Source organism: Thiopseudomonas sp. SA1F2-1K, from assembly GCF_057443035.1.
Genome location: NZ_CM172014.1, coordinates 2,052,277 through 2,072,468 on the forward strand (window position 1 = coordinate 2,052,277; position 20,192 = coordinate 2,072,468).

The window sequence follows — 20,192 nt, forward strand, 5'->3', positions numbered from 1 at the left end:
CCTTACTCCTTCTTAGCAGTCCAGTGGGTTCGGTTTATTGACATCGATACCAAATGTTTGCATCGCATCCAGCAGTACTTGTGCCTCTAGCTGTCCATCTTTTACTAATCCTTCAAGCGCTGCTAACACCACCCAATGCCGATCCACTTCAAAGAAATCACGCAGTTTTTTACGTGTATCACTGCGGCCAAAGCCATCGGTACCTAATACTTTATAGGTGGTTTGTGGAATCCATTGCCGTACCTGATCAGCGTACAGTTTCATATAATCCGTTGAGGCCACCACTGGACCACGCCGCTCTGTCAGACACTGCTCAAGATGGCTTAAACGCATCGGCTCACGGGGATGTAAACGGTTCCAGCGCTCCACCTCTAAACCATCGCGGCGTAGCTCATTAAAACTGGTCACACTCCATACGTCAGCACCTACTCCAAACTCATCCCGTAGAATTTTCGCTGCCTCGCGTACTTCACGCAAAATCGTACCGCTGCCCAATAACTGCACATGCAGCTCTGATTGGCGCTTATCTTCTTCAAGCAAATACATGCCGCGAATAATGTCACGCTCAATATTTTCCTGCTGAGGAATGGCAGGCTGCACATAGGACTCGTTCATCATGGTGATGTAGTAGAAGCGATCTTGTTGCAGCTCTAACATCTGATGAATCCCTTCTTGGATAATCACCGCCATTTCATAGCCGTAGGCCGGATCATAGCTGTGACAATTAGGAATAGTGCCTGCCAGAATATGGCTGTGGCCATCTTCGTGCTGCAAACCTTCACCATTAAGCGTAGTGCGCCCCGCAGTACCGCCCATTAAGAAGCCACGGGCGCGAATATCCCCTGCTGCCCAAGCCAAATCGCCTATGCGCTGAAAACCAAACATCGAGTAGAAAGCATAAAAAGGCAGCATCGGCTGATTATGGGTGCTGTACGCCGTGGCGGCGGCAATCCACGAGGACATCGCACCTGCCTCGGTGATTCCTTCTTCCAGAATCTGCCCTTTTTTATCTTCCTTGTAATACATCACTTGCTCGTGATCCACCGGCTGATACAACTGCCCGACTGCCGAGTAAATGCCTAACTGCCGAAACATGCCTTCCATGCCAAAGGTGCGCGCCTCATCGGGAATAATCGGCACTATACGACTGCCCAAATCTTTGTCTTTAACTAGATGCGATAAAATTCGCACAAAGGCCATGGTGGTTGATATTTCACGCTCACCGGTACCCTCTAATATCGCTTTTAGCGTTGCTAATGGAGGCGTTGGAATGCTGATACTTTTGCTGCGCCGCTGCGGGACAAAACCACCGAGCTTTTCGCGGCTTTGCTTAATGTATTTAATTTCTGGACTGTCCTCGGCAGGCCGATAAAACGGCAAGCTTTCCAGCTGGTCATCATCCACTGGAATCCCAAACCGATCACGGAATGAACGTAAGCTAGGTAAATCGACCTTTTTCACATTATGTGCAATGTTTTGCGCTTCACCGCTACCGGTGCCATAGCCTTTAATCGTTTTCGCCAAAATCACACTAGGCTGACCTTTATGGTTCACCGCGGCATGGTAAGCGGCATACACTTTAAAGGGGTCATGGCCACCGCGGTTGAGCTTCCACACCTCATCATCACTGAGGTCTTCCACCATTTTTAACAGCCGTGGATCAGTGCCAAAAAAATCGCTGCGGACAAAGGCACCGTTATTGGCTTTATAGTTTTGATAATCTCCATCGACGGCCTCTTCCATACGCTGCTGCATGACCCCTTCGGTGTCTTTAGCAAATAATGGATCCCATAAACGTCCCCACAACACTTTAATCACGTTCCAGTCGGCACCGCGAAAATTCCCTTCTAACTCTTGAATAATCTTGCCGTTACCACGTACGGGGCCATCTAAGCGTTGTAAGTTACAGTTAATCACAAAGATTAAGTTATCCAGCTTTTCACGCCCAGCCAGGGAAATTGCACCTAAGGATTCTGGCTCATCGGTTTCCCCATCGCCTAAGAAACACCACACTTTTTGCTTACCAGGCGTAATAAATCCACGGTGTTCAAGATATTTCATAAAACGTGCTTGGTAGATTGCCTGAATCGGTCCAAGTCCCATAGAGACTGTCGGAAACTGCCAGAAATCAGGCATTAGCCAAGGGTGTGGATAAGAAGATAAACCCTTGCCATCAACCTCACGGCGAAAATTACTCAGCTGCTCTTCAGAAATACGCCCTTCTAAAAATGCCCGCGCATAGATTCCGGGCGAGGCATGGCCTTGAAAGTAAATCAGATCACCGCCGTGTTCCTCTGTCGGAGCCTGAAAAAAATAGTTGAAGCCAATATCGTACAAGGTAGCACTTGAAGCAAAGGTGGCAATATGTCCACCTAAATCAGGATCAGCTTGGTTAGCTCGCATCACCATCGCTAATGCATTCCAACGCACGAGCGAACGAATTCGCCGCTCCATAAACAAATCACCCGGCATTCGCGCTTCATGGGTCACCGGAATCGTATTACGATAAGGGGTGGTAATGGCATGGGGTAAACGGGTACCGTTACGGCTAGCATACTCACCAAGACGCTCTAATAGATAATGAACGCGCTCTTCTCCTTCACGCTCATGCACCGACTCTAAAGAGTCTAGCCATTCTTGGGTTTCAACTGGGTCTAAATCCTGCATAACCTACTCTCTCCAAAGTGACTTCACGCTTTATTGAAGCCTGCTGTACAGTTGACTGGATAAGTCATCGTACTTGGTAAGAATCACTAAAGCGCATTTAGTTTCTTGTAGTTTTACTACAAATAGACCGATAAGTCAGCCGCTATTTAACGGCCCAGATCAATCTTTTGTCGAATAGGTATTCGGCCAGTTTTAGCTCAAGCAAACTCAGCTTAAGCCAGCTAAACTAAACAGCTTATTTATTTTCACTTATCATTTGCTCACAGTAGGTGCGTCATGATTCCAGCTTTTATCGAGCCACTACCCGAGGCTTTATTACCGCTTCAGCAGCGCGCTAAACAGCGTTGGCTGAATGCCCTAGCTGAACATCAACTGCCTACTGTGCCTTGGTCTGATGAACGTCAAGCTCTGTTTCTTCACCTTGCTACGCTCAGCGATTTTATTTTGGAATATGCCGTTCGCTGTCCTAATAAAACCATTGCATTAGCAGCCTCAGGTGAGCTAGATCGCACTTTGGTGCCAGGCGAAACCCGTTATCAACTGAATCAATGTCTGGCCCACTGCGAAACAGAAGAGCAACTGATTTTGCAGCTGCGCTTATTTCGTAATCGTCAGCAGTTTCGCATTATTTGGCGCGATCTATCCCGTCAAGCCGAGCTGGGGGAAACCTGCCGGGATGTTTCAGCCCTAGCCGATGCCTGTATTGATGCTGCCTATCAGTGGTTGTATCAGCAACACTGCGCCCTGTTTGGCACCCCAATTGGCCGTTACAGCCAACAACCACAGCACTTAGTAGTACTGGGCATGGGCAAACTCGGTGCTTATGAGCTGAATCTGTCCTCCGATGTGGATTTAATTTTTGCTTACCCTGAAGTCGGTGAAACCCAAGGTGCCAAACGCAGCCTAGACAACCAAGAGTTTTTTACTCGGCTCGGGCAAAAACTGATTAAAGCGCTGGATGTGATTACTGCCCAAGGCTTTGCTTTTCGGGTCGATATGCGCTTACGTCCTTATGGCTCGGGCGGGCCACTGGTCTATAGCTTTACGGCTATGGAGCAGTACTACCAAAATCAAGGCCGCGACTGGGAGCGCTACGCCATGATTAAAGCGCGCGTGGTGGGTGGTGCGCACAGTAATGGTGCAGCGTTATTACGAATTTTGCGCCCCTTTGTTTATCGTCGTTATCTGGACTTTTCGGCAATTGAAGCGTTGCGCTCCATGAAGCAATTAATTCAGCAAGAAGTTCGGCGCAAAGACATGGATGACAACATCAAACTTGGCTCGGGTGGCATTCGCGAAGTTGAGTTTATCGCCCAAGCCTTTCAGCTAATCCATGGCGGTCGTGATCTCAGTTTACAGCAGCGGCCACTACTTAATACCCTCGATACCTTATCAGCCCAAGGCTATTTAACTGCAACCGATGTTACCGAGCTGAAAGAATCGTATCGTTTTTTACGTTACACCGAGCATGCACTACAGGCAGTGGCCGATCGCCAAACCCAAACCCTGCCTGACACTCCAATCGAACAACAACGTATTGCCACCATTATGGGCTTTGCTAACTGGACTGAGTTTTTACAGCGTTTAGCTTACGAGCGTAAAGACGTAGAAAAACACTTTCGCGAAGTGATTGCCGATCCAGACTGCGAAGAAGATGAAGAAATCATCGGCGGTGAATGGTTACCGGTTTGGGAACAAACTATTGATGATGAAAGCGCCAGCCAGCAATTTATCCAAGCCGGTTATAGCGATGGCGTTACCGCGGTGCAACGCCTGCATCTGCTTCGCAATGGCTCGCAAGTGCGCGCTATGCAACGTATTGGCCGTGAGCGTTTAGATGCGTTTATGCCTAGGCTGTTAAGTCAAGCCGCTGAACATGACACGCCAGATTTAGTGCTAGAGCGCGTCTTACCCCTGATTGAAGCAGTGGCTAGGCGTTCAGCATATCTGGTGCTACTGACAGAAAATCCTGGTGCTTTATTACGCCTAATTACTTTATGTGCCGCTAGCCCTTGGATTGCCGAGCAAATTACTCGCTTTCCTGCTCTGCTGGATGAGTTGTTAAACGAGGGGCGTCTCTATCGCCCACCGCTTGCTCCCGAGCTGGCAGCCGAACTACGTGAGCGCTTAATGCGCGTGCCCGAAGAAGATGTCGAGCAACAGCTCAACGTCCTGCGCCACTTTAAATTGGCGCACCGTTTACGCGTAGCTGCCTCTGAAATTGCTGGAACCTTGCCGTTAATGAAGGTCAGCGACTATTTAACCTGGCTAGCTGAAGCAATTTTAGAGCAAGTCATGCTCTTAGTTTGGCAAGAACTGGTACGTAAACATGGTTATCCGAAACAATTAGATGGCCGCCCCTGCGAGCTAAACTTTATTATTTTGGGCTATGGCAAATTAGGTGGTATTGAACTGGGACATAGTTCAGACCTCGACTTAGTGTTTATTTACGACTGTGACCCCCAAGCTGAAACCGATGGACCGCGCCCAGTAGATGGTGCCCAGTTTTATACTCGTCTAGGTCAGCGCATTATTTCTATGCTCACCACCCGCACCACTTCAGGCGGGCTCTATGATGTAGATATGCGCCTACGCCCCAGTGGTGACGCCGGGTTATTAGCCAGCACCTTAACTGCGTTTGAACGTTATCAGCTGCAGGAAGCTTGGACGTGGGAGCACCAAGCCTTAGTGCGTGCCCGGGTCGTAGCAGGCTGCCCACAGCTTGCCGAGCGCTTTAATCAAGTTCGGCAAACCGTACTCGCTAAACAGCGTGACTTAATCGAGTTACGTTCAGCGGTCAGCGAGATGCGCTGGAAAATGCGTGATAATTTAGCCACACAGATTACCGATGGTGGACGTAATGCCAACGCCTTTGAGGCGAATATGCCATTTGATCTAAAGCAAGACGCTGGGGGCATCGTCGACATTGAGTTTATTGTGCAATATGCGGCCCTAGCTTGGTCATGGCAATACCCAGAACTTGTCACCTATACCGATAACATTCGGATTTTAGATGCGCTGAATGCCAGCCAGTTATTTACCCAAGATGATGTACTACTATTACAGGAAGCCTATAAAAGTTATCGTGCCGCCGCACACCGCTTTGCTCTGCAAAAACAGCGAGCAGTAGTCGGTGGGGAAAGCTTTCATCCCGAACGTCATGCGGTGTTACGTATCTGGCAAGCACTGGGATTGGAGTAAGTGCCCTTAGCGCCTTACTCTCGTGCTGTAAAATTAGTCTAAAAAGTGCCATTTTCTGATTAAAGTCGCTTTATTGCATGGCTTTGGCTAATTAGCCGTTGCAATCTGCAGGGCCGCCCTGTAACTTTTATCCGCGCAAACCTGCAGTTAATCTGACTTAGCAGAATCTTTTTTATTTACTTGGCAAATTCGAGGTTATCTCACTGAAATGATTATTTTCAGTCGTACTCTAGTGATGGGTTTATTACTAAGCGTTCCCTTCATCAGTCGTGCTGAAAGTAACAGCCTGATCGTGCCACAAGCCAACTGCGAACTCAGTGCCACTCATAGCCAACTGCAAGAAACTGCCGACCCAAATCAGCCTTTATTAACCCAAGCCCTGACTCAGCAGTTAAATTACTGCACCCGTTTAGCTGAACAAGGTGATGCCGATGCCCAATATCAGCTCGGTTGGTACTTTGAGTCACGCCCTGAGCCTGACCTAAATCAAGCTATCCATTGGTTTGAACAAGCCTCACTCCAAGGCCATGCCACTGCGCAATGGCGCTTAGGCTTGCTGTTTTTCCATGGCCAAGGGGTGCCGAGCAATAAAGTGCAGTCATTTATTGTCTTAAAAATGGCCTCAATTAATGGCGAAGAGCAAGCAATTGATGATGCTGACCGCGTAGCCAGTAGCATGCAAAGCCAAGAGCTTGAACTGGCTAACCAAATGCTGAGCCAAATTTTCTATAATTATATGCAAGAGTTGCTGCCTGAGCCTGAGCTCTCTACCCCTCTAAAGCTAACTCCCTAAACACCACGCTGCGCTTGCTGCTTTAAATACTGATAGGCCTGCTGTACTGCAATAAGTCGAGCAGTGATCTGCTGCACCTGTTGGGCATTGGCCACTGCAGCATATTTATCTGGATGCAACTGACTGGTTAAGCGCCGATACGCCCGCTTAATTTCTGGCCACTGTGCTGCATAATTCAACCCCAGCACCTGTAAAGCTGCTTGCCGCCCCTGCACTATGCGACCTTTAGCTTGTTGTTGAGCCTCGTGCTGTAATTTTAAAGCAACTATCGGACTCATCTGCCAACGCTGGGCTAACTGTTGCAAAAAACCCAGTTGAGCCATTGTAGGTGAGGTTGAGGCATATACCATCCGCCAGCCAGCAGCCAACCAATCGGATTTATCCTGCATTGCAAGCGTGAGTCGCTGCAACTGAGCGCAAACCTTATCTGAATTTAGCTGTTTACCTTGGCTACACGCTGCAGCAATCCAGTCTACCGCCATACTACCTAAGCTAAGCCGACGCATTTCTTGCTCTAACTGCTGAATCTGCGCTGCTTGCACCGCCCCTGCCAACTTAGCCACATGCCCCAAATAAAGAAAAAATAACCACTGCAACGCACTTTCACCGTGCAGCGGCCGTGCTCTTCGTAACTGACGCCAATTGAACACCAAGCTAACTCTACTGCCGTGCTGCCAGTTCAGCTTCAGCTAAGCGCTCGACGGTACCGACGTCAATCCAACGTCCGGCATAATGCTCGCCGCTGACCTTGCCAGCGCTAATCGCTTGTTTTAATAACGGCGCTAACTTAAAAGCACCTGGCACACAATCACTGAGTAAACGGGGATCAAGCAGCGCAATGCCACTATAAGTTAAGCATTCGCCCTTTAATTGCACTTGCCCTTGGGTCAGAGCAAAGTCACCTAAAGGATGGTGCTCAGGATTATCTACCAGCACCAAGTGAGCTAATTGCTGCCCCTCTAGCAACGCTGTCTGCCGCAAATGACTAAAGTCATAATCGGTCCATACATCACCATTGAGCAAAATAAAGGGCTGAGGCCCAAGCAGCGGTAGCGCCTGTAAAATGCCGCCACCGGTTTCTAAGGGTTCTGCTTCAGCCGAATACTGAATCGACACTCCCCAGTGTGTACCATCGCCTAAATAGCGCTCAATTTTTTCACCCAACCAAGCATGGTTAATCACCAGTTCTGTGATACCAGCAGCAGCTAAGCGGCGGATATGGTGCTCAATCAGCGGGGTATCGGCAACTTTAATTAATGGTTTAGGCGTAGTTAAAGTCAGCGGGCGTAAGCGCTCTCCTTTACCTGCAGCCAGAATCATTGCTTTCATGCTTCACTCCATCCTTGCCTGAATTAAAGGCCCAAACTATTGAGCAATTGCTGTAATGGTTTTAGCTCAGGGCGGCGTGCAATCACCGTATTTAAATAGTTAAAAAAGCGCGGGGTATCGGCCAAATAACGTGGCTTACCATCACGGTAATTAATTCGGGCAAAGATCCCAATCACTTTAAGATGACGTTGTACGCCCATTAAATCTGACCAGCGCTGGAACTCAGCAAAATCAGTGCCTACATTTAAACCCGCAGCCTGCGCTTGCTGCCAGTAGTGGGCTAACCACTCGCTCACTTTATCGTCCGGCCAACTCACAAAGGCATCTTTAAATAAGCTCGTAATATCGTAACTAATCGGCCCTTGCACTGCATCTTGGAAGTCCAGGACGCCAGGATTAGGCTCACTGAGCATCAAGTTTCGTGGCATATAATCGCGGTGAACAAAGGCAGTGGGTTGCTCAAGTGCACTGTTAATTAGCAGTTCACATACCTGCTGCCATAATTGTTGCTGCTGTGCAGTGAACGATTGTTTTAATTCATGCTGTACATACCACTCAGGAAACAAATTCAGCTCGCGAGCTAACAGCGCCCGATCGTACCTAGGTAAGTTTGCTGTGTCGGTGTTCAATTGCATAGTAATTAAAGCCTGAATTGCCAAACTAAATAACTGATCAGCATTCTCAGTGGTTAACACCTGCAACCAGGTCTCTAGGCCCAGATCTGACAAAATCAAAAAGCCCTGCTCAACATCTGCGGCTAAAATTTCTGGTACATTAAGCCCTGCTTTAGCCAGCTGCTCTGCTACCTTAATAAACGGTCGACAATCTTCATTGGGGGGCGGTGCATCCATTAGTACTAAACTGAGCGCACCACTTTGCCAGCGAAAATAACGGCGAAAACTGGCATCACTACTGGCGGCAGTTAAGCTGGGCTGATTCAGTTCACCCCACTGGCGCTCAGCGGCTAAGCGTGGAATTTGTTGTTGCAACCAACTGTTTAACTGCTGTAAACGATGATCAGCGATGCTATCTGTAGATTCTGGCATTCATATTCTCCTAACGGTGTAGCCGTTCTGCATTGGTTGCTTTATTATCGCGTATTCACTTTCCAGCCCTTAGGGGCGTGCGGCTATAATACCAGCCAATGGCACTCAGGAAGCACGGACATCACAATGGCAGCTAAAACACCTTTATTTCGTCGAAAATTTCCCCTGCTAGTTACTAGCAGTTTACTCGCTATTCAGACTTTTTCTGCCAGCGCTGCATCCGAGCAGTTTGCTTGCCAGGTGTCTGCTTCAGGCCAATGGGATTGTAGTGCTGCAGCACCCAGCCAACCCCTACCGCCCAGACCCAAGCAAATAAGCACCCAAGCTGAACCTTTATTGCTGCCTACCCAGCCGGCCAAGACAAAAGTAGAAACGCCCTTAGCTGAGTCATCAGCAGAACCTGCGCTACGTCTTGATTCAACCGTTGCCAATGATTATCAGGGCGTACCCTCAACCAATGATTACGCAATTTTAGACTGGGTACCTCGCGAGCAACTAACCGCTGCTCAGTTAGAAGAAATTAGCACTTACTGCGCAGGCGACTATATTGAGCCCTTGCGCCCTGGTATGGATGATAAAACTCCTGCCGATGAGTCGCCGCTCTATATCTCTGCTAAGGCATCACGTTACGAGCAAACCAGCGATGTGGCTATGCTGGCCGGTGATGTGGTGCTACGCCAAGCCAGTATGCAAGCCGAAGCCCATGAGGCTAAGCTTTACCGTCAAGAGAATCGTGGTGAGCTAATTGGTGGCGTACGGTTACGCGATACCGGTGCGTTATTGGTCGGTGATCGTGCTGAAATTCAATTGGATACCGGTGCAGCCAAAGTTGAAAATGCCCAGTACGTTATGCACCAAGGCCGCGTACGTGGTGAGGCCCAATACGTTAAGCGTCAAGAAGACGGTATTATCCGCCTCAAGGATGGAACCTACACCCGGTGTACACCTGGCAGCAACACTTGGCACGTACGGGCCAACAATATCACCCTAAATAATGAAACAGGCTTTGGTACCGGGACTAACGTAACCTTAAGGGTTAAAGACATTCCTGTGTTCTATACGCCCTATATCCACTTTCCGCTGGATGATCGCCGGGTATCGGGCTTCTTAGTGCCGAGTATTTCCTATAGTCGTAGAAAAGGCGCTGAAGTTACTACCCCTTACTATTTCAACTTAGCACCGAATATGGATGCTACCTTGTATCCGCAGTTGATCAGTAAGCGCGGCCTGTTAATGGAAGGTGATTTCCGCTACCTCAGCAAAAACAGCGAAAGTAAGGTCAGTGCATCCTGGTTAAATGACCGCGAAGATGAGCGTAAACACCAATCAGAATACAAAGATACGCGCTGGCTCTATCGCCTTGAGCACACCCACGGCTTAACTTCGCGCTTACGTGCTGATTTAGACTATACCGACCTCAGTGATCCTTACTTTTTTGATGACCTGAATACCTCGCTGGATATCAGCTCCAGAAACTTTGTTGATCAACGCGGTAGCTTGACTTGGCGCGGCGATAGCTTTACTGCCGGCCTGAATGCCCACGCTTATGAGCGAGCCAATATTTCTGACGTTACTCCCTATAACCGTCTACCGCAGTTAACCCTCAATGGGCATGCACCCTTTGAGATAGCTGGCTTAGATATGGGCTACCAAACCGAGCTGGTTCGATTTGAGCGCAGTCTAAAAAGCGGTAACTACTACGATAAAGATCGAATCGCTCAACCTTGGAATGACAACAATATTCAAGGCTTAGCCCGCGCAGAAGGTAATCGCTTGCACCTTGAGCCTAGCATTAGTCTGCCGCTGAACTGGTCATGGGGTTATATTAAACCGGCAATTAAGTACGCCTACACTAAATATGACTTAACCTTAGATAGCCAAGGTAAACGCTCACTCGGTAGCAACGAAAAATTCAATAGCAATCAATCACGTAGTGTGCCGATCTATAGCGTTGACAGCGGCCTATACTTTGACCGTGATGCCCAGTGGTTTGGAAAAAATTATCGCCAAACTTTAGAGCCGCGTTTGTTCTACCTCAATGTGCCGTATAAAGATCAAAGTGATATTCCGGTATTTGATACCAGTGAAAGCACTTTCAGCTACGCAGGCATGTTCCGCGATAACCGCTTTAGTGGCCGAGATCGTATTGGTGATACCAACCAGTTCTCACTGGGGGTAACAAACCGCTGGATTGATGAAAGTGGCTTAGAGCGCCAACGCTTCTCGATTGGCCAAAGCTACTACCTACGTGATCGCAAAGTGCAGATGCCAGGGGTTAACTATCAAGATAAGCCTGAGTCCAAGCACAGCCAATCGCCTTACGCAATGGAATACATGCTGCGCTTTAACCAAGACTGGCGCCTAACTTCAGACTTTGTATGGGATAAAAACAGCCACAGCACACGCTCAGGCAGCTTAATGTTCCATTACCAAGATCATGCTGATCTGAATAAAATCGTTAACTTTGGGGTTCGCTACCGCGCTGACCGCACCTACTACGACAGTGAGCAAGGTGTTTGGGTAACAGGTACCGATTACGGTACTCCAGGCACTAGTGACTACGTTAAAGACTTCTACAAAATCAAACAAACCGATATGTCGGTAATGTGGCCCGTGGTTCCACAATGGAGCGCAATTGCCCGCTGGCAGTACGACTACAACCGCAATCGCACCTTAGATGCCTTTGCCGGTTTTGAGTACGACAGTTGTTGCTGGAAGTTACGCCTAATCAACCGTTACTGGTTAGATTATGATGAGAATAACCAGCGCCCGAATGATAACCGTGAAGCGGATCGGGGCGTATTTTTACAAATTGTATTTAAAGGCTTAGGTTCAGTCACTGGCCAAAAAATAGACACATTCTTAGATGAAGGCATTAAAGGGTATCGTGAACGTGAAGATCAAGCTTTCTAACTCTCTGCGCCCTAAAATGCTGGGCGCGGCATTATTACTTGCTGGCTCCCTGCTTTCAGGTACGGCGCTGGCACAAGTACAAGCGATTGATGGCATTGCAGCCATCGTCAATGACGATGTGATTATGCGTAGCCAGTTTCAACAACGGGTCAAAGAAGTAACCAGTGCCATTCGTAATCAAGGCGCTGAAGCACCACCACCCGAAGTGCTTAACCAACAAATTATGGAGCGCTTAATTTTAGATAGCATTCAGCTACAAATGGGTGAGCGTGCTGGCATTCAAATCAGTGACGAAGAGCTAAATAACTCAATTGAAATGATTGCCCAAAGTAATGGATTAAGCGCTGCTCAATTTCAGCAAGCACTCACTGAGGATGGCTTATCCTTAGCCGAGGCGCGCGAGCAAATCCGTAAAGAAATGATTATTTCTCGGGTTCGCCAATATCGCGTATCGGAGCGGATTCAGGTTTCTGACCAAGAGGTAAAAAACTTCTTAGCCTCAGATCTAGGCAAAATCCAGCTCGGTGACGAGTACCATCTGGCCAATATCTTAATCCCACTACCCGATGCGCCAACTCAAAAAGATCTGCAGGCCGCGGAACAGAAAGTACAAGAGGTCATGAGCAAACTCGAGCAAGGCGCTGACTTTGCCCGTTTAGCCATTCAATTCTCGGCCAGTGAAAATGCGCTCCAAGGTGGTGATATGGGCTGGCGTAAAGCAGTACAGCTGCCTTCGCCATTGGATCAGCAAATCGGCCAGATGCAAGTCGGTCAGGTAACCCAACCGGCCCGTACTGCAGGCGGCATTGTGCTGATTAAGCTATTGGATAAGCGTAGTTTAGAGGCCAGCACTCGAGAAGAAACCTTAGTGCGCCATATTCTCATTAAGCCCAGCGCGATTCGTAGTCCAGAAGAGGCTAAACAGCTAGCCCAGCGTATTTATGATCGCTTACAAAATGGCGAAGACTTTGCCGAACTGGCGAAAAATTTCTCAGAAGACCCGGGCTCGGCGTTAAATGGCGGCAGCCTCAACTGGATTGATCCAGATGTGTTGGTGCCTGAGTTTAGAGAAACCATGGCCAGCGCTCCGATAAATGCAATCAGCAAGCCATTTTCTACTCAATTTGGCTGGCACGTCTTGCAAGTGTTAGATCGCCGCACGACCGATAGCAGCACCCAAGCCCGCGAGCAACAGGCGCTAAATATCTTACGTAACCGCAAATTTGAAGAAGAAGTGCAAACCTGGTTACGTCAAATCCGTGATGAAGCTTATGTGGACATTAAAATCTAATGGCTAAACGTTTCGCCCTCACCGCCGGCGAGCCGGCGGGCATCGGTCCAGATTTATGCCTAATGCTGGCTGCGAAAGCGCAGCCCCATCCAGTCATTACTATTGCTAGTCAAGATCTATTAGCACAACGTGCTACAGAATTAGGACTAACGGTCGAGCTATTAGCAGTTAACCCACTGGCATGGCCAGAACAACCCGCACCAGCCAACAGCTTGTATGTGTGGGATGTTCCCTTAGCAGAGCCTGTAGTTACTGGTCAGCTCAATCCAAACAATGCGCAGTATGTGCTCGATACCTTAAATCGTGCCGGTTACGGCTGCCTAGGTAAAGACTTTGCCGGAATGATTACTGCTCCTGTGCATAAAGGCGTGATCAATGAAGCCGGCATTCCGTTTTCTGGGCATACAGAGTTTTTAGCTGAGCTCACTCATACCCCGCAGGTAGTAATGATGTTAGCTACTGAAGGCTTACGCGTAGCTTTAGTCACGACCCACCTGCCATTACGTGAAGTGGCCGATGCCATCACTGCTGAGCGGTTAACCCAAGTTACCCGTATTCTGCATCAAGACTTAGTTAGTAAGTTTGGTGTTGCACAGCCTAAAATACTGGTCTGCGGCTTAAACCCACATGCCGGTGAAGGTGGCCATCTGGGACGCGAAGAAATTGAAGTGATTGAACCAACCCTCAAACAGCTTCGAGCTGAGGGTATGGATTTAGTCGGACCACTGCCAGCTGATACCCTGTTTACTCCTCGCTTATTAGCAAACTGCGATGCGGTGTTGTCAATGTTCCATGATCAAGGCCTGCCAGTGTTAAAACACAAAGGCTTTGGCGCTGCAGTGAATATCACCTTAGGCATGCCAATTATTCGTACTTCGGTCGATCATGGCACTGCACTAGATTTAGCTGGTACCGGACAAATTGATTTAGGCAGTATGCAAGTAGCTCTTAACACTGCTTATGCCATGGCTGAAACCCAGCAAGAATAAATACCCTCTAGCCATACTCGCTTTATAAAATTTAGTCCTTAACTACAAAATAAAACGTATAATCTGCGTTTTATTTTGTATTTTTTGTCTAACAATGTTCGGAGTTAGAGTGAAAACCATCAAAGGTTTTATCGCAACATCTCTGCTGCGCCTTATTGCAAAGCTTCCTTGGAATAGCGTACAGTCAGTGGGTCGTTTAATCGGTTGGAGCCTATGGGCGCTACCCACTAAAGCCAAGGAAACTGTGCGTATCAATCAGTCTTACTGTTTTCCTAACCTACCCTTTCAGGAACGGCAAGCGTTACAAAAACGCACCCTTAGCCATATCGGCAAAACGATGACTGAAAGCGCTGCTGCTTGGCTCTGGCCTGTAGAGAAAACTCTAGACTTAATTATTGAAGTTGAGGGTGAGGAAATACTGCAAACCGCACTAAATAGTGGTTTGGGCGTCGTTGGAATTACCAGCCATCTAGGCAACTGGGAAGTGCTCAATCATTATTTTTGCTCACAGTGTAAGCCGATTATTTTTTATCGCCCACCCAAACTTAAAGCCCTAGATGAGCTAATCAGTGCCCAACGTGTGCAACTAGGTAACCGCGTGGCGCCTTCAACCCGTGACGGCATTTTAAGTGTAATCAAAGAAGTGCGTGCAGGTGGTGCGGTAGGCATTCCAGCCGACCCCGAACCTAGCGAGTCAGCAGGGTTTTATGTCCCCTTCTTAGGTACCACGGCATTAACCAGTAAATTTGTATCCAGCATGCTCAAGGGTAAAAAAGCCTTAGGGGTGTTTTTACATGCTATCCGTTTAGAACACGGCCGTGGTTTTAAAGTGATTATTGAAGCAGCGCCGGAAGCAATGTATAGCCGCGATAGCGAGCAGGCAGTGGCGGCAATGAGTGCTGTCTTAGCAAGATACGTCGAACGCTGGCCAGAGCAATATATGTGGAGCATGAAACGCTTCAAAAATCGCCCGAATAATGAGCAGCGCTGGTATTAACCAGCGCACTCTATACTACTTAGCTCAAGCTTTGTCTAAAGCGTAGCAAAGCAACGGTAAAGAAACTCACACCCACGGCTAATAAAGCTAATATCTCAGGCCAAACCAACGACCAGCTAGCATCCCTAAATAAAATCGCCGTGGCCAAGCTGACAAAGTGTGTGGTTGGCGAAATCTGCATCGCCATTTGCAGCCATTCTGGCATGCTATCAAGCGGAGTGGAACCTCCAGAGAGCAGCAACATTGGCATCACCACCGGAATTGCTAATAAGCCAAATTGCGGAATTGATTTAGCCAAGGTCGCTAAAAATACCGCCAATGCTGTACAGGCAAATAAGTACAACGCGGTAATGCCTAAAAATAATGGCATAGAACCTACTAAAGGCACACCTAAGGCTTTTTTAACAATTAGCTCTAAAGACACCCAAGTACAAAACACTACCACTAGAATGTTAGTCCAAACCTTGGCTAGCATAATTTCTGCAGCAGTCAGCGGCAGCACCAATAAGTGCTCAAGGGTCCCATGCTCGCGTTCTTTCAGCAGCGCCGTTCCGGTTAACAACACCGCTAAAATTGTTACGTTGTTAATAATCTGGATAATCGCTAAAAACCAGCCGCTTTGCAGATTACTGTTAAACAGCGCGCGCGTCGTTAACTTAACCGGAGCCACGGCAGCTTTAGGTGCGGCACGCGCCAGCTCAGTTTGTAGAATTCGTCCAATATAGCCAGCCCCCATAAAGGCTTGGCTCATGGCGGTGGCATCCACGTTCACTTGTAATTCTGGCTGCTTATTGGCTAACAGGTCAGCCTGAAAATTACGCGGCACATTAATTACAAAGGTGTATTGCCCCGAATCCAGTGCTTGATCGACTTGTTGATAATTAATCAGTACTGGTGGCTGAAACTCTGGTCCGCGCAGCACCTCAAGCAACTGCCGAGAGATTCGAGAGTTATCCTCATCTACAATGGCGATACTGGCATTATTCACCCCAATGCTTGAGCCAGAGGCTGGCATATAAATCGCCACACTAAAGGCGTACAACATAAATAAAATCAGCACTGAGTCATAGCGTAAGCTAATCAACTCTTTAATACCTAAATTAAAGATATGCGATAACTTGTGCATTTTATGCCTCCTGCTTTTTCAGTAACAGCAAGCTAATGCCAGTAAATAAAATAAAGAACCCTGCTAGAGCGACAAACTGCGGCCAAAGCTCAGTAAATCCAAGGGCTTTAGTAAAGGTACCCACGGCAATATCTAAAAAATACCCGGCGGGAAAAAAGTCACCCATCAGCGCCGAGCCACCCTCTAGCGAAGAGCGCGGAACAATCAGGCCGGAAAATTGCACCGTTGGCAATGCGGTTAAGATCATCGTACCTAAGATGGCTGCAATCTGAGTTTTGGTTACAGTCGAGATCAATAACCCAAAGCTGGTAGTTGCCAAGACATATAAGGTACCGCCAGCAAATAAAGTTAACCCACTGCCTTTCAGTGGCACATTAAATAACCATTTATTAAGCGCTACTAATAAACCCAAGTTCAATAGACTAACTAATAGATAAGGCGCTTGCTTGCCCAGTAAAAACTCTAAGCGAGTTAAAGGCGTCGCGTAAAAGTTAGTAATCGATCCTAGCTCTTTTTCACGCACAACTCCTAACGCGGTAAGCATGGCCGGAATAAACACCAAAATCAGCGCCATCACTCCAGGTCCAATTGCATTAACACTGATAACGTCTTGGTTATAGCGAAAACGCGTTTCTAAATGAATCGGCTGCCTCACTTGGGGCAAGGCTAAACTACTTTCTGTTTGCAAACGCTGCATACTTTCAGCATGCACTGCCTCAACATAACTGCGGCTAGTTTCGGCCCTGAAAGGCATGCCACCATCTAACCAAGCCGCCACTTCTGGCTGCTTACCCGCCAACAAATCACGCCCAAAATTGGGCGGTATTTCTAGCGCCAGCTTGATATCCGCACGCTGTAAACGCCCATGCAGCTCTTGGATACTGTGCAGCGGTGCTTGCTCAGAAAAATAACGAGAGCCACGAAAAGCCTCTAAATACGCCCTACTTTGTGCACTGTCATCCTCATCTAGTACTGAAAAAGCGAGGTTCTCAACATCCAACGAGATCCCAAAGCCAAAAATGATCATCATAAACACCGCACCCAAGAGCGCAAATGCCATCCGCACTTTATCCCTTAGTAACTCTTTGCTTTCACGCATCGCCAAAGCATAGGTTCGGGTTAAGCTAAACCCCTGACGCGGTGCTTGGATCTCCTGATCTTCTCCAGCTAGGGTACTGGCCTCGCTAGGCACTTCATCCTGGGCTTGCTGCAAACAAGTAACAAAGGCATCTTCTAAAGTTTCACCGTCAAACTGCTGCTGTAGCTGTGCTGGTGTCCCAACGGCTAATACTTCACCGGCATGCATCAGGGAAATACGATCACAGCGTTCCGCTTCGTTCATAAAGTGGGTGGATAAAAAGATCGTGACGCTATCTTCTCGAGACAGCTGCAATAAGATCCGCCAAAACTCATCTCGAGCTGCAGGGTCTACGCCTGAGGTTGGCTCATCGAGAATCAATACTTCTGGCTGGTGGATAATAGAGACCGCTAAGGATAAACGCTGCCTAACCCCTAAAGGTAAAGCCCCTGCCTGTTCTTGTGCGTAGGAGCTAAGGCCAAATTGCTCAATTAATGCTTGGGCGCGCTGCCGGCCTAAATCACGCGGCATATCAAATAACTTGGCATGCAGCTCTAGGTTTTGTCGCACACTCAACTCACCATACAACGAGAAACTTTGCGACATAAAGCCTACTCGTTTGCGAGTGGCTAAGTCTTTGGCATCCACTGGCTGGCCTAACAACCAAGCCTCACCAAAGGTTGCTGGCAATAAGCCGGTGAGCACCTTCATGGTGGTGGTTTTACCGCAGCCGTTGGAACCTAGAAAACCAAAAATCTCGCCCTTTTCAATGGCAAAACTCACCTCTTTAACCGCAGTAAAGTCGCCAAACATTAAGGTTAAATCAGTGGCTTTGATCGCAATGGGTGCATTTTCTAATGTTCGCGGCGGAATCTGTAACTCACCTGACTCTGCCGCCTCAGCACTGGCTTGACCACTAGCAACTAGCTGTTGCTGCTGATAATAGGTAAAGGCCGCATCCAGCTTTTGGCTCGGCACCACCTGTACTAACTCTGCAGTCGCACCTTGAGCAATAATCTGTCCCTGATCAAGCATTAGGCAATGCTCAAATTGCGCGGCCTCTTCCATATAGGCCGTGGCCACTAATAAGGTTAAGTGTGGGCGCTCAGCCCGCACTCGCTCAACCAACTCCCAAAAGTGACGGCGGGATAAGGGGTCAACACCAGTGGTTGGCTCATCTAAAATTAACAAATCAGGATCATGAATCAAGGCGCAACAGAGCCCTAGCTTTTGCTTCATTCCGCCGGATAGCTTACCTGCTGGACGCTGGGCAAACTTTGTTAAGTCGGTCGCAGCTAACAGGCCCACCATGCGTTTATCACATTCTTCACGTGATAAACCAAATACCGTAGCAAAAAAACGAATATTTTCTTCAATGGATAAGTCAGGATACAGGTTATGCCCTAATCCTTGGGGCATAAATGCAATGCGCTGATACAGTGTTTTACGGTGACGGCGTTGATCTATCGGCCCACCCAGCACCGACAGCTCGCCCTTTTGTAAAATCTTAACCCCAGAGATCAACCCCAGTAAGCTCGATTTACCCGCCCCATCAGGACCAATCAATCCACACCGTGCGCCCACTGGCAACTCAAAGCTAATCGAGCGTAGTGCCTGCTGTGTACCGTATTGATGGCTAATATTTGTTGCTTGAATGGCTACTTGACTACCCATGGCTCCCCCTTAAGCGTGGCTTTCCCTCCAATTGTCATGTGCTTGGCATCACTACTTAAGTTTGTCAGGCCATTCTATCTGCTCTGATTTACGCACAAAACCAGAACCTGGCATGCCCGGCTTAGCTTGTGGGCTTGCTTGAGGATCAGTAAGACGAAGCTTTACTCGAAACACTAGCTTCTGACGCTCATCACGGGTTTCCACCTCTTTAGGGGTGAACTGCGCTTTATCAGCCACAAACTGCACCTTAGCCGGTAATGCTTGATCTAAAGCATCTAGCAGCACCATCGCCGAATCGCCAGTCGCTAATGCTCCCGCCACTGCGGAAGGCAAATAAACATTCATATATTGATCTGTAGGATCAATCAGTAATAACACTCGCCCACCAGCGCCTAAGACTTCGCCAGGCTCTGCTAAACGCATTTGCACCACACCATCCATGGGGGCACGCAAGCTGCTGTCTTCAATCTCACTGGTCAGTTGCGCTACAGTGGCTTCGGCCGCACTAATCGCTGCCTCTGCTGCAGACACTTGCGACTGCGCAGCAGCTACTGCCGCACGTGCGGTATCAAACTGGGCTTGGTGTTGATCAATCTGCTGACCACTGGCATGACCACGGTCATACAGCTCTTTAAAGCGAGTTAAGTTTTGTCTAGCTAATTTTTGCTCACTACTACGTAGCGCAACGGTGGCTTTAGTAGTAGCTAGGTTTTCTTTAGCCCGCGCTACTTCAGCTTGTGCTTGATTTTTCTGAGCTTCTAAGGTTTTCGTATCCAACTTAGCCAATAACTGTCCCTTAGTAACTTTGTCGCCCTCTCGCACTAATACAGTTTCTAAGCGCCCTGGATACTTGGTAGCAATATGGACTTCAGTCGCCTCCAGCCGCCCATTGGCTTCATAGACTCCCTCTGGCAACTTCACTTGCAGCGAACGCCAATAACCAAAACCTGCAGCTGCCACTAATACCAGCAGTACCGGCCAAATAAAATGACGTGCTAACGACTTTTGAGCAGACATAACATCCCCTGAAATATGACTAAAACTAAAAAATCGGCCTTAAACGGACTGATTCCATTCATTTGATTGTA

General features: G+C 48.2%; 13 protein-coding genes. 6 read left to right on the forward strand and 7 right to left on the reverse strand.

Annotated features, from left to right (window positions below):
• Positions 1 to 12 precede the first annotated feature (12 nt).
• Positions 13 to 2,667: a pyruvate dehydrogenase (acetyl-transferring), homodimeric type gene (gene aceE, locus AC2T15_RS10025; RefSeq protein ID WP_486778199.1), complete on the reverse strand. Its 2,655-nt coding sequence runs from the start codon at positions 2,665 to 2,667 to the stop codon at positions 13 to 15.
• Positions 2,668 to 2,943: 276 nt separating this feature from the next.
• Between aceE and glnE the strand changes: the two genes are divergently transcribed.
• Positions 2,944 to 5,868, forward strand: coding sequence for a bifunctional [glutamate--ammonia ligase]-adenylyl-L-tyrosine phosphorylase/[glutamate--ammonia-ligase] adenylyltransferase (gene glnE, locus AC2T15_RS10030; RefSeq protein ID WP_486778200.1), 2,925 nt, complete (start codon positions 2,944 to 2,946; stop codon positions 5,866 to 5,868).
• 208 nt (positions 5,869 to 6,076) lie between these two features.
• On the forward strand, positions 6,077 to 6,661 hold the full coding sequence (locus tag AC2T15_RS10035; protein ID WP_053100474.1) for a tetratricopeptide repeat protein: 585 nt from the start codon (positions 6,077 to 6,079) through the stop codon (positions 6,659 to 6,661).
• Here the strand turns inward: AC2T15_RS10035 and AC2T15_RS10040 are convergent.
• The 3 genes from AC2T15_RS10040 to AC2T15_RS10050 are packed head-to-tail and all read right to left on the reverse strand — an operon-like array spanning position 6,658 to position 9,036.
• Positions 6,658 to 7,311, reverse strand: a complete 654-nt coding sequence (locus AC2T15_RS10040) for a DnaJ domain-containing protein (RefSeq protein WP_486778201.1) — start codon at positions 7,309 to 7,311, stop codon at positions 6,658 to 6,660. The genes AC2T15_RS10035 and AC2T15_RS10040 overlap by 4 nt on opposite strands.
• 10 nt (positions 7,312 to 7,321) lie before the next feature.
• Entirely contained in the window at positions 7,322 to 7,990 is a 669-nt protein-coding gene (murU, locus tag AC2T15_RS10045) for an N-acetylmuramate alpha-1-phosphate uridylyltransferase MurU (RefSeq protein WP_053100476.1), read from the reverse strand.
• A gap of 23 nt (positions 7,991 to 8,013) precedes the next feature.
• On the reverse strand, positions 8,014 to 9,036 hold the full coding sequence (locus AC2T15_RS10050) for an aminoglycoside phosphotransferase family protein (protein ID WP_486778202.1): 1,023 nt from the start codon (positions 9,034 to 9,036) through the stop codon (positions 8,014 to 8,016).
• A 126-nt stretch (positions 9,037 to 9,162) separates the two neighbouring features.
• On the opposite strand from AC2T15_RS10050, the gene AC2T15_RS10055 reads away from it, so the two are divergent.
• The 4 genes from AC2T15_RS10055 (at position 9,163) to AC2T15_RS10070 (ending at position 15,226) form a co-directional block, all read left to right on the forward strand.
• Positions 9,163 to 11,949, forward strand: coding sequence for an LPS-assembly protein LptD (locus AC2T15_RS10055; protein ID WP_486778203.1), 2,787 nt, complete (start codon positions 9,163 to 9,165; stop codon positions 11,947 to 11,949).
• Positions 11,924 to 13,240: a peptidylprolyl isomerase gene (locus AC2T15_RS10060; RefSeq protein WP_286593298.1), complete on the forward strand. Its 1,317-nt coding sequence runs from the start codon at positions 11,924 to 11,926 to the stop codon at positions 13,238 to 13,240. The genes AC2T15_RS10055 and AC2T15_RS10060 overlap by 26 nt, the downstream gene beginning before the upstream one ends.
• Positions 13,240 to 14,229: a 4-hydroxythreonine-4-phosphate dehydrogenase PdxA gene (pdxA, locus tag AC2T15_RS10065; protein WP_053100480.1), complete on the forward strand. Its 990-nt coding sequence runs from the start codon at positions 13,240 to 13,242 to the stop codon at positions 14,227 to 14,229. The genes AC2T15_RS10060 and pdxA overlap by 1 nt, the downstream gene beginning before the upstream one ends.
• A 109-nt stretch (positions 14,230 to 14,338) precedes the next feature.
• On the forward strand, positions 14,339 to 15,226 hold the full coding sequence (locus tag AC2T15_RS10070) for a lysophospholipid acyltransferase (protein ID WP_486778204.1): 888 nt from the start codon (positions 14,339 to 14,341) through the stop codon (positions 15,224 to 15,226).
• A gap of 19 nt (positions 15,227 to 15,245) precedes the next feature.
• Here AC2T15_RS10070 and AC2T15_RS10075 read toward each other — a convergent pair whose 3' ends face one another.
• The 3 genes from AC2T15_RS10075 to AC2T15_RS10085 are packed head-to-tail and all read right to left on the reverse strand — an operon-like array spanning position 15,246 to position 20,121.
• The gene (locus tag AC2T15_RS10075) at positions 15,246 to 16,352 is read right to left on the reverse strand and encodes an ABC transporter permease (RefSeq protein WP_053100482.1); all 1,107 of its coding nucleotides are present in this window, start codon (positions 16,350 to 16,352) and stop codon (positions 15,246 to 15,248) included.
• A 1-nt stretch (position 16,353) separates the two neighbouring features.
• The gene (gene rbbA, locus AC2T15_RS10080; protein WP_486778205.1) at positions 16,354 to 19,104 is read right to left on the reverse strand and encodes a ribosome-associated ATPase/putative transporter RbbA; all 2,751 of its coding nucleotides are present in this window, start codon (positions 19,102 to 19,104) and stop codon (positions 16,354 to 16,356) included.
• A gap of 51 nt (positions 19,105 to 19,155) precedes the next feature.
• Positions 19,156 to 20,121, reverse strand: coding sequence for an HlyD family secretion protein (locus tag AC2T15_RS10085; protein WP_053100484.1), 966 nt, complete (start codon positions 20,119 to 20,121; stop codon positions 19,156 to 19,158).
• Positions 20,122 to 20,192 lie beyond the last annotated feature (71 nt).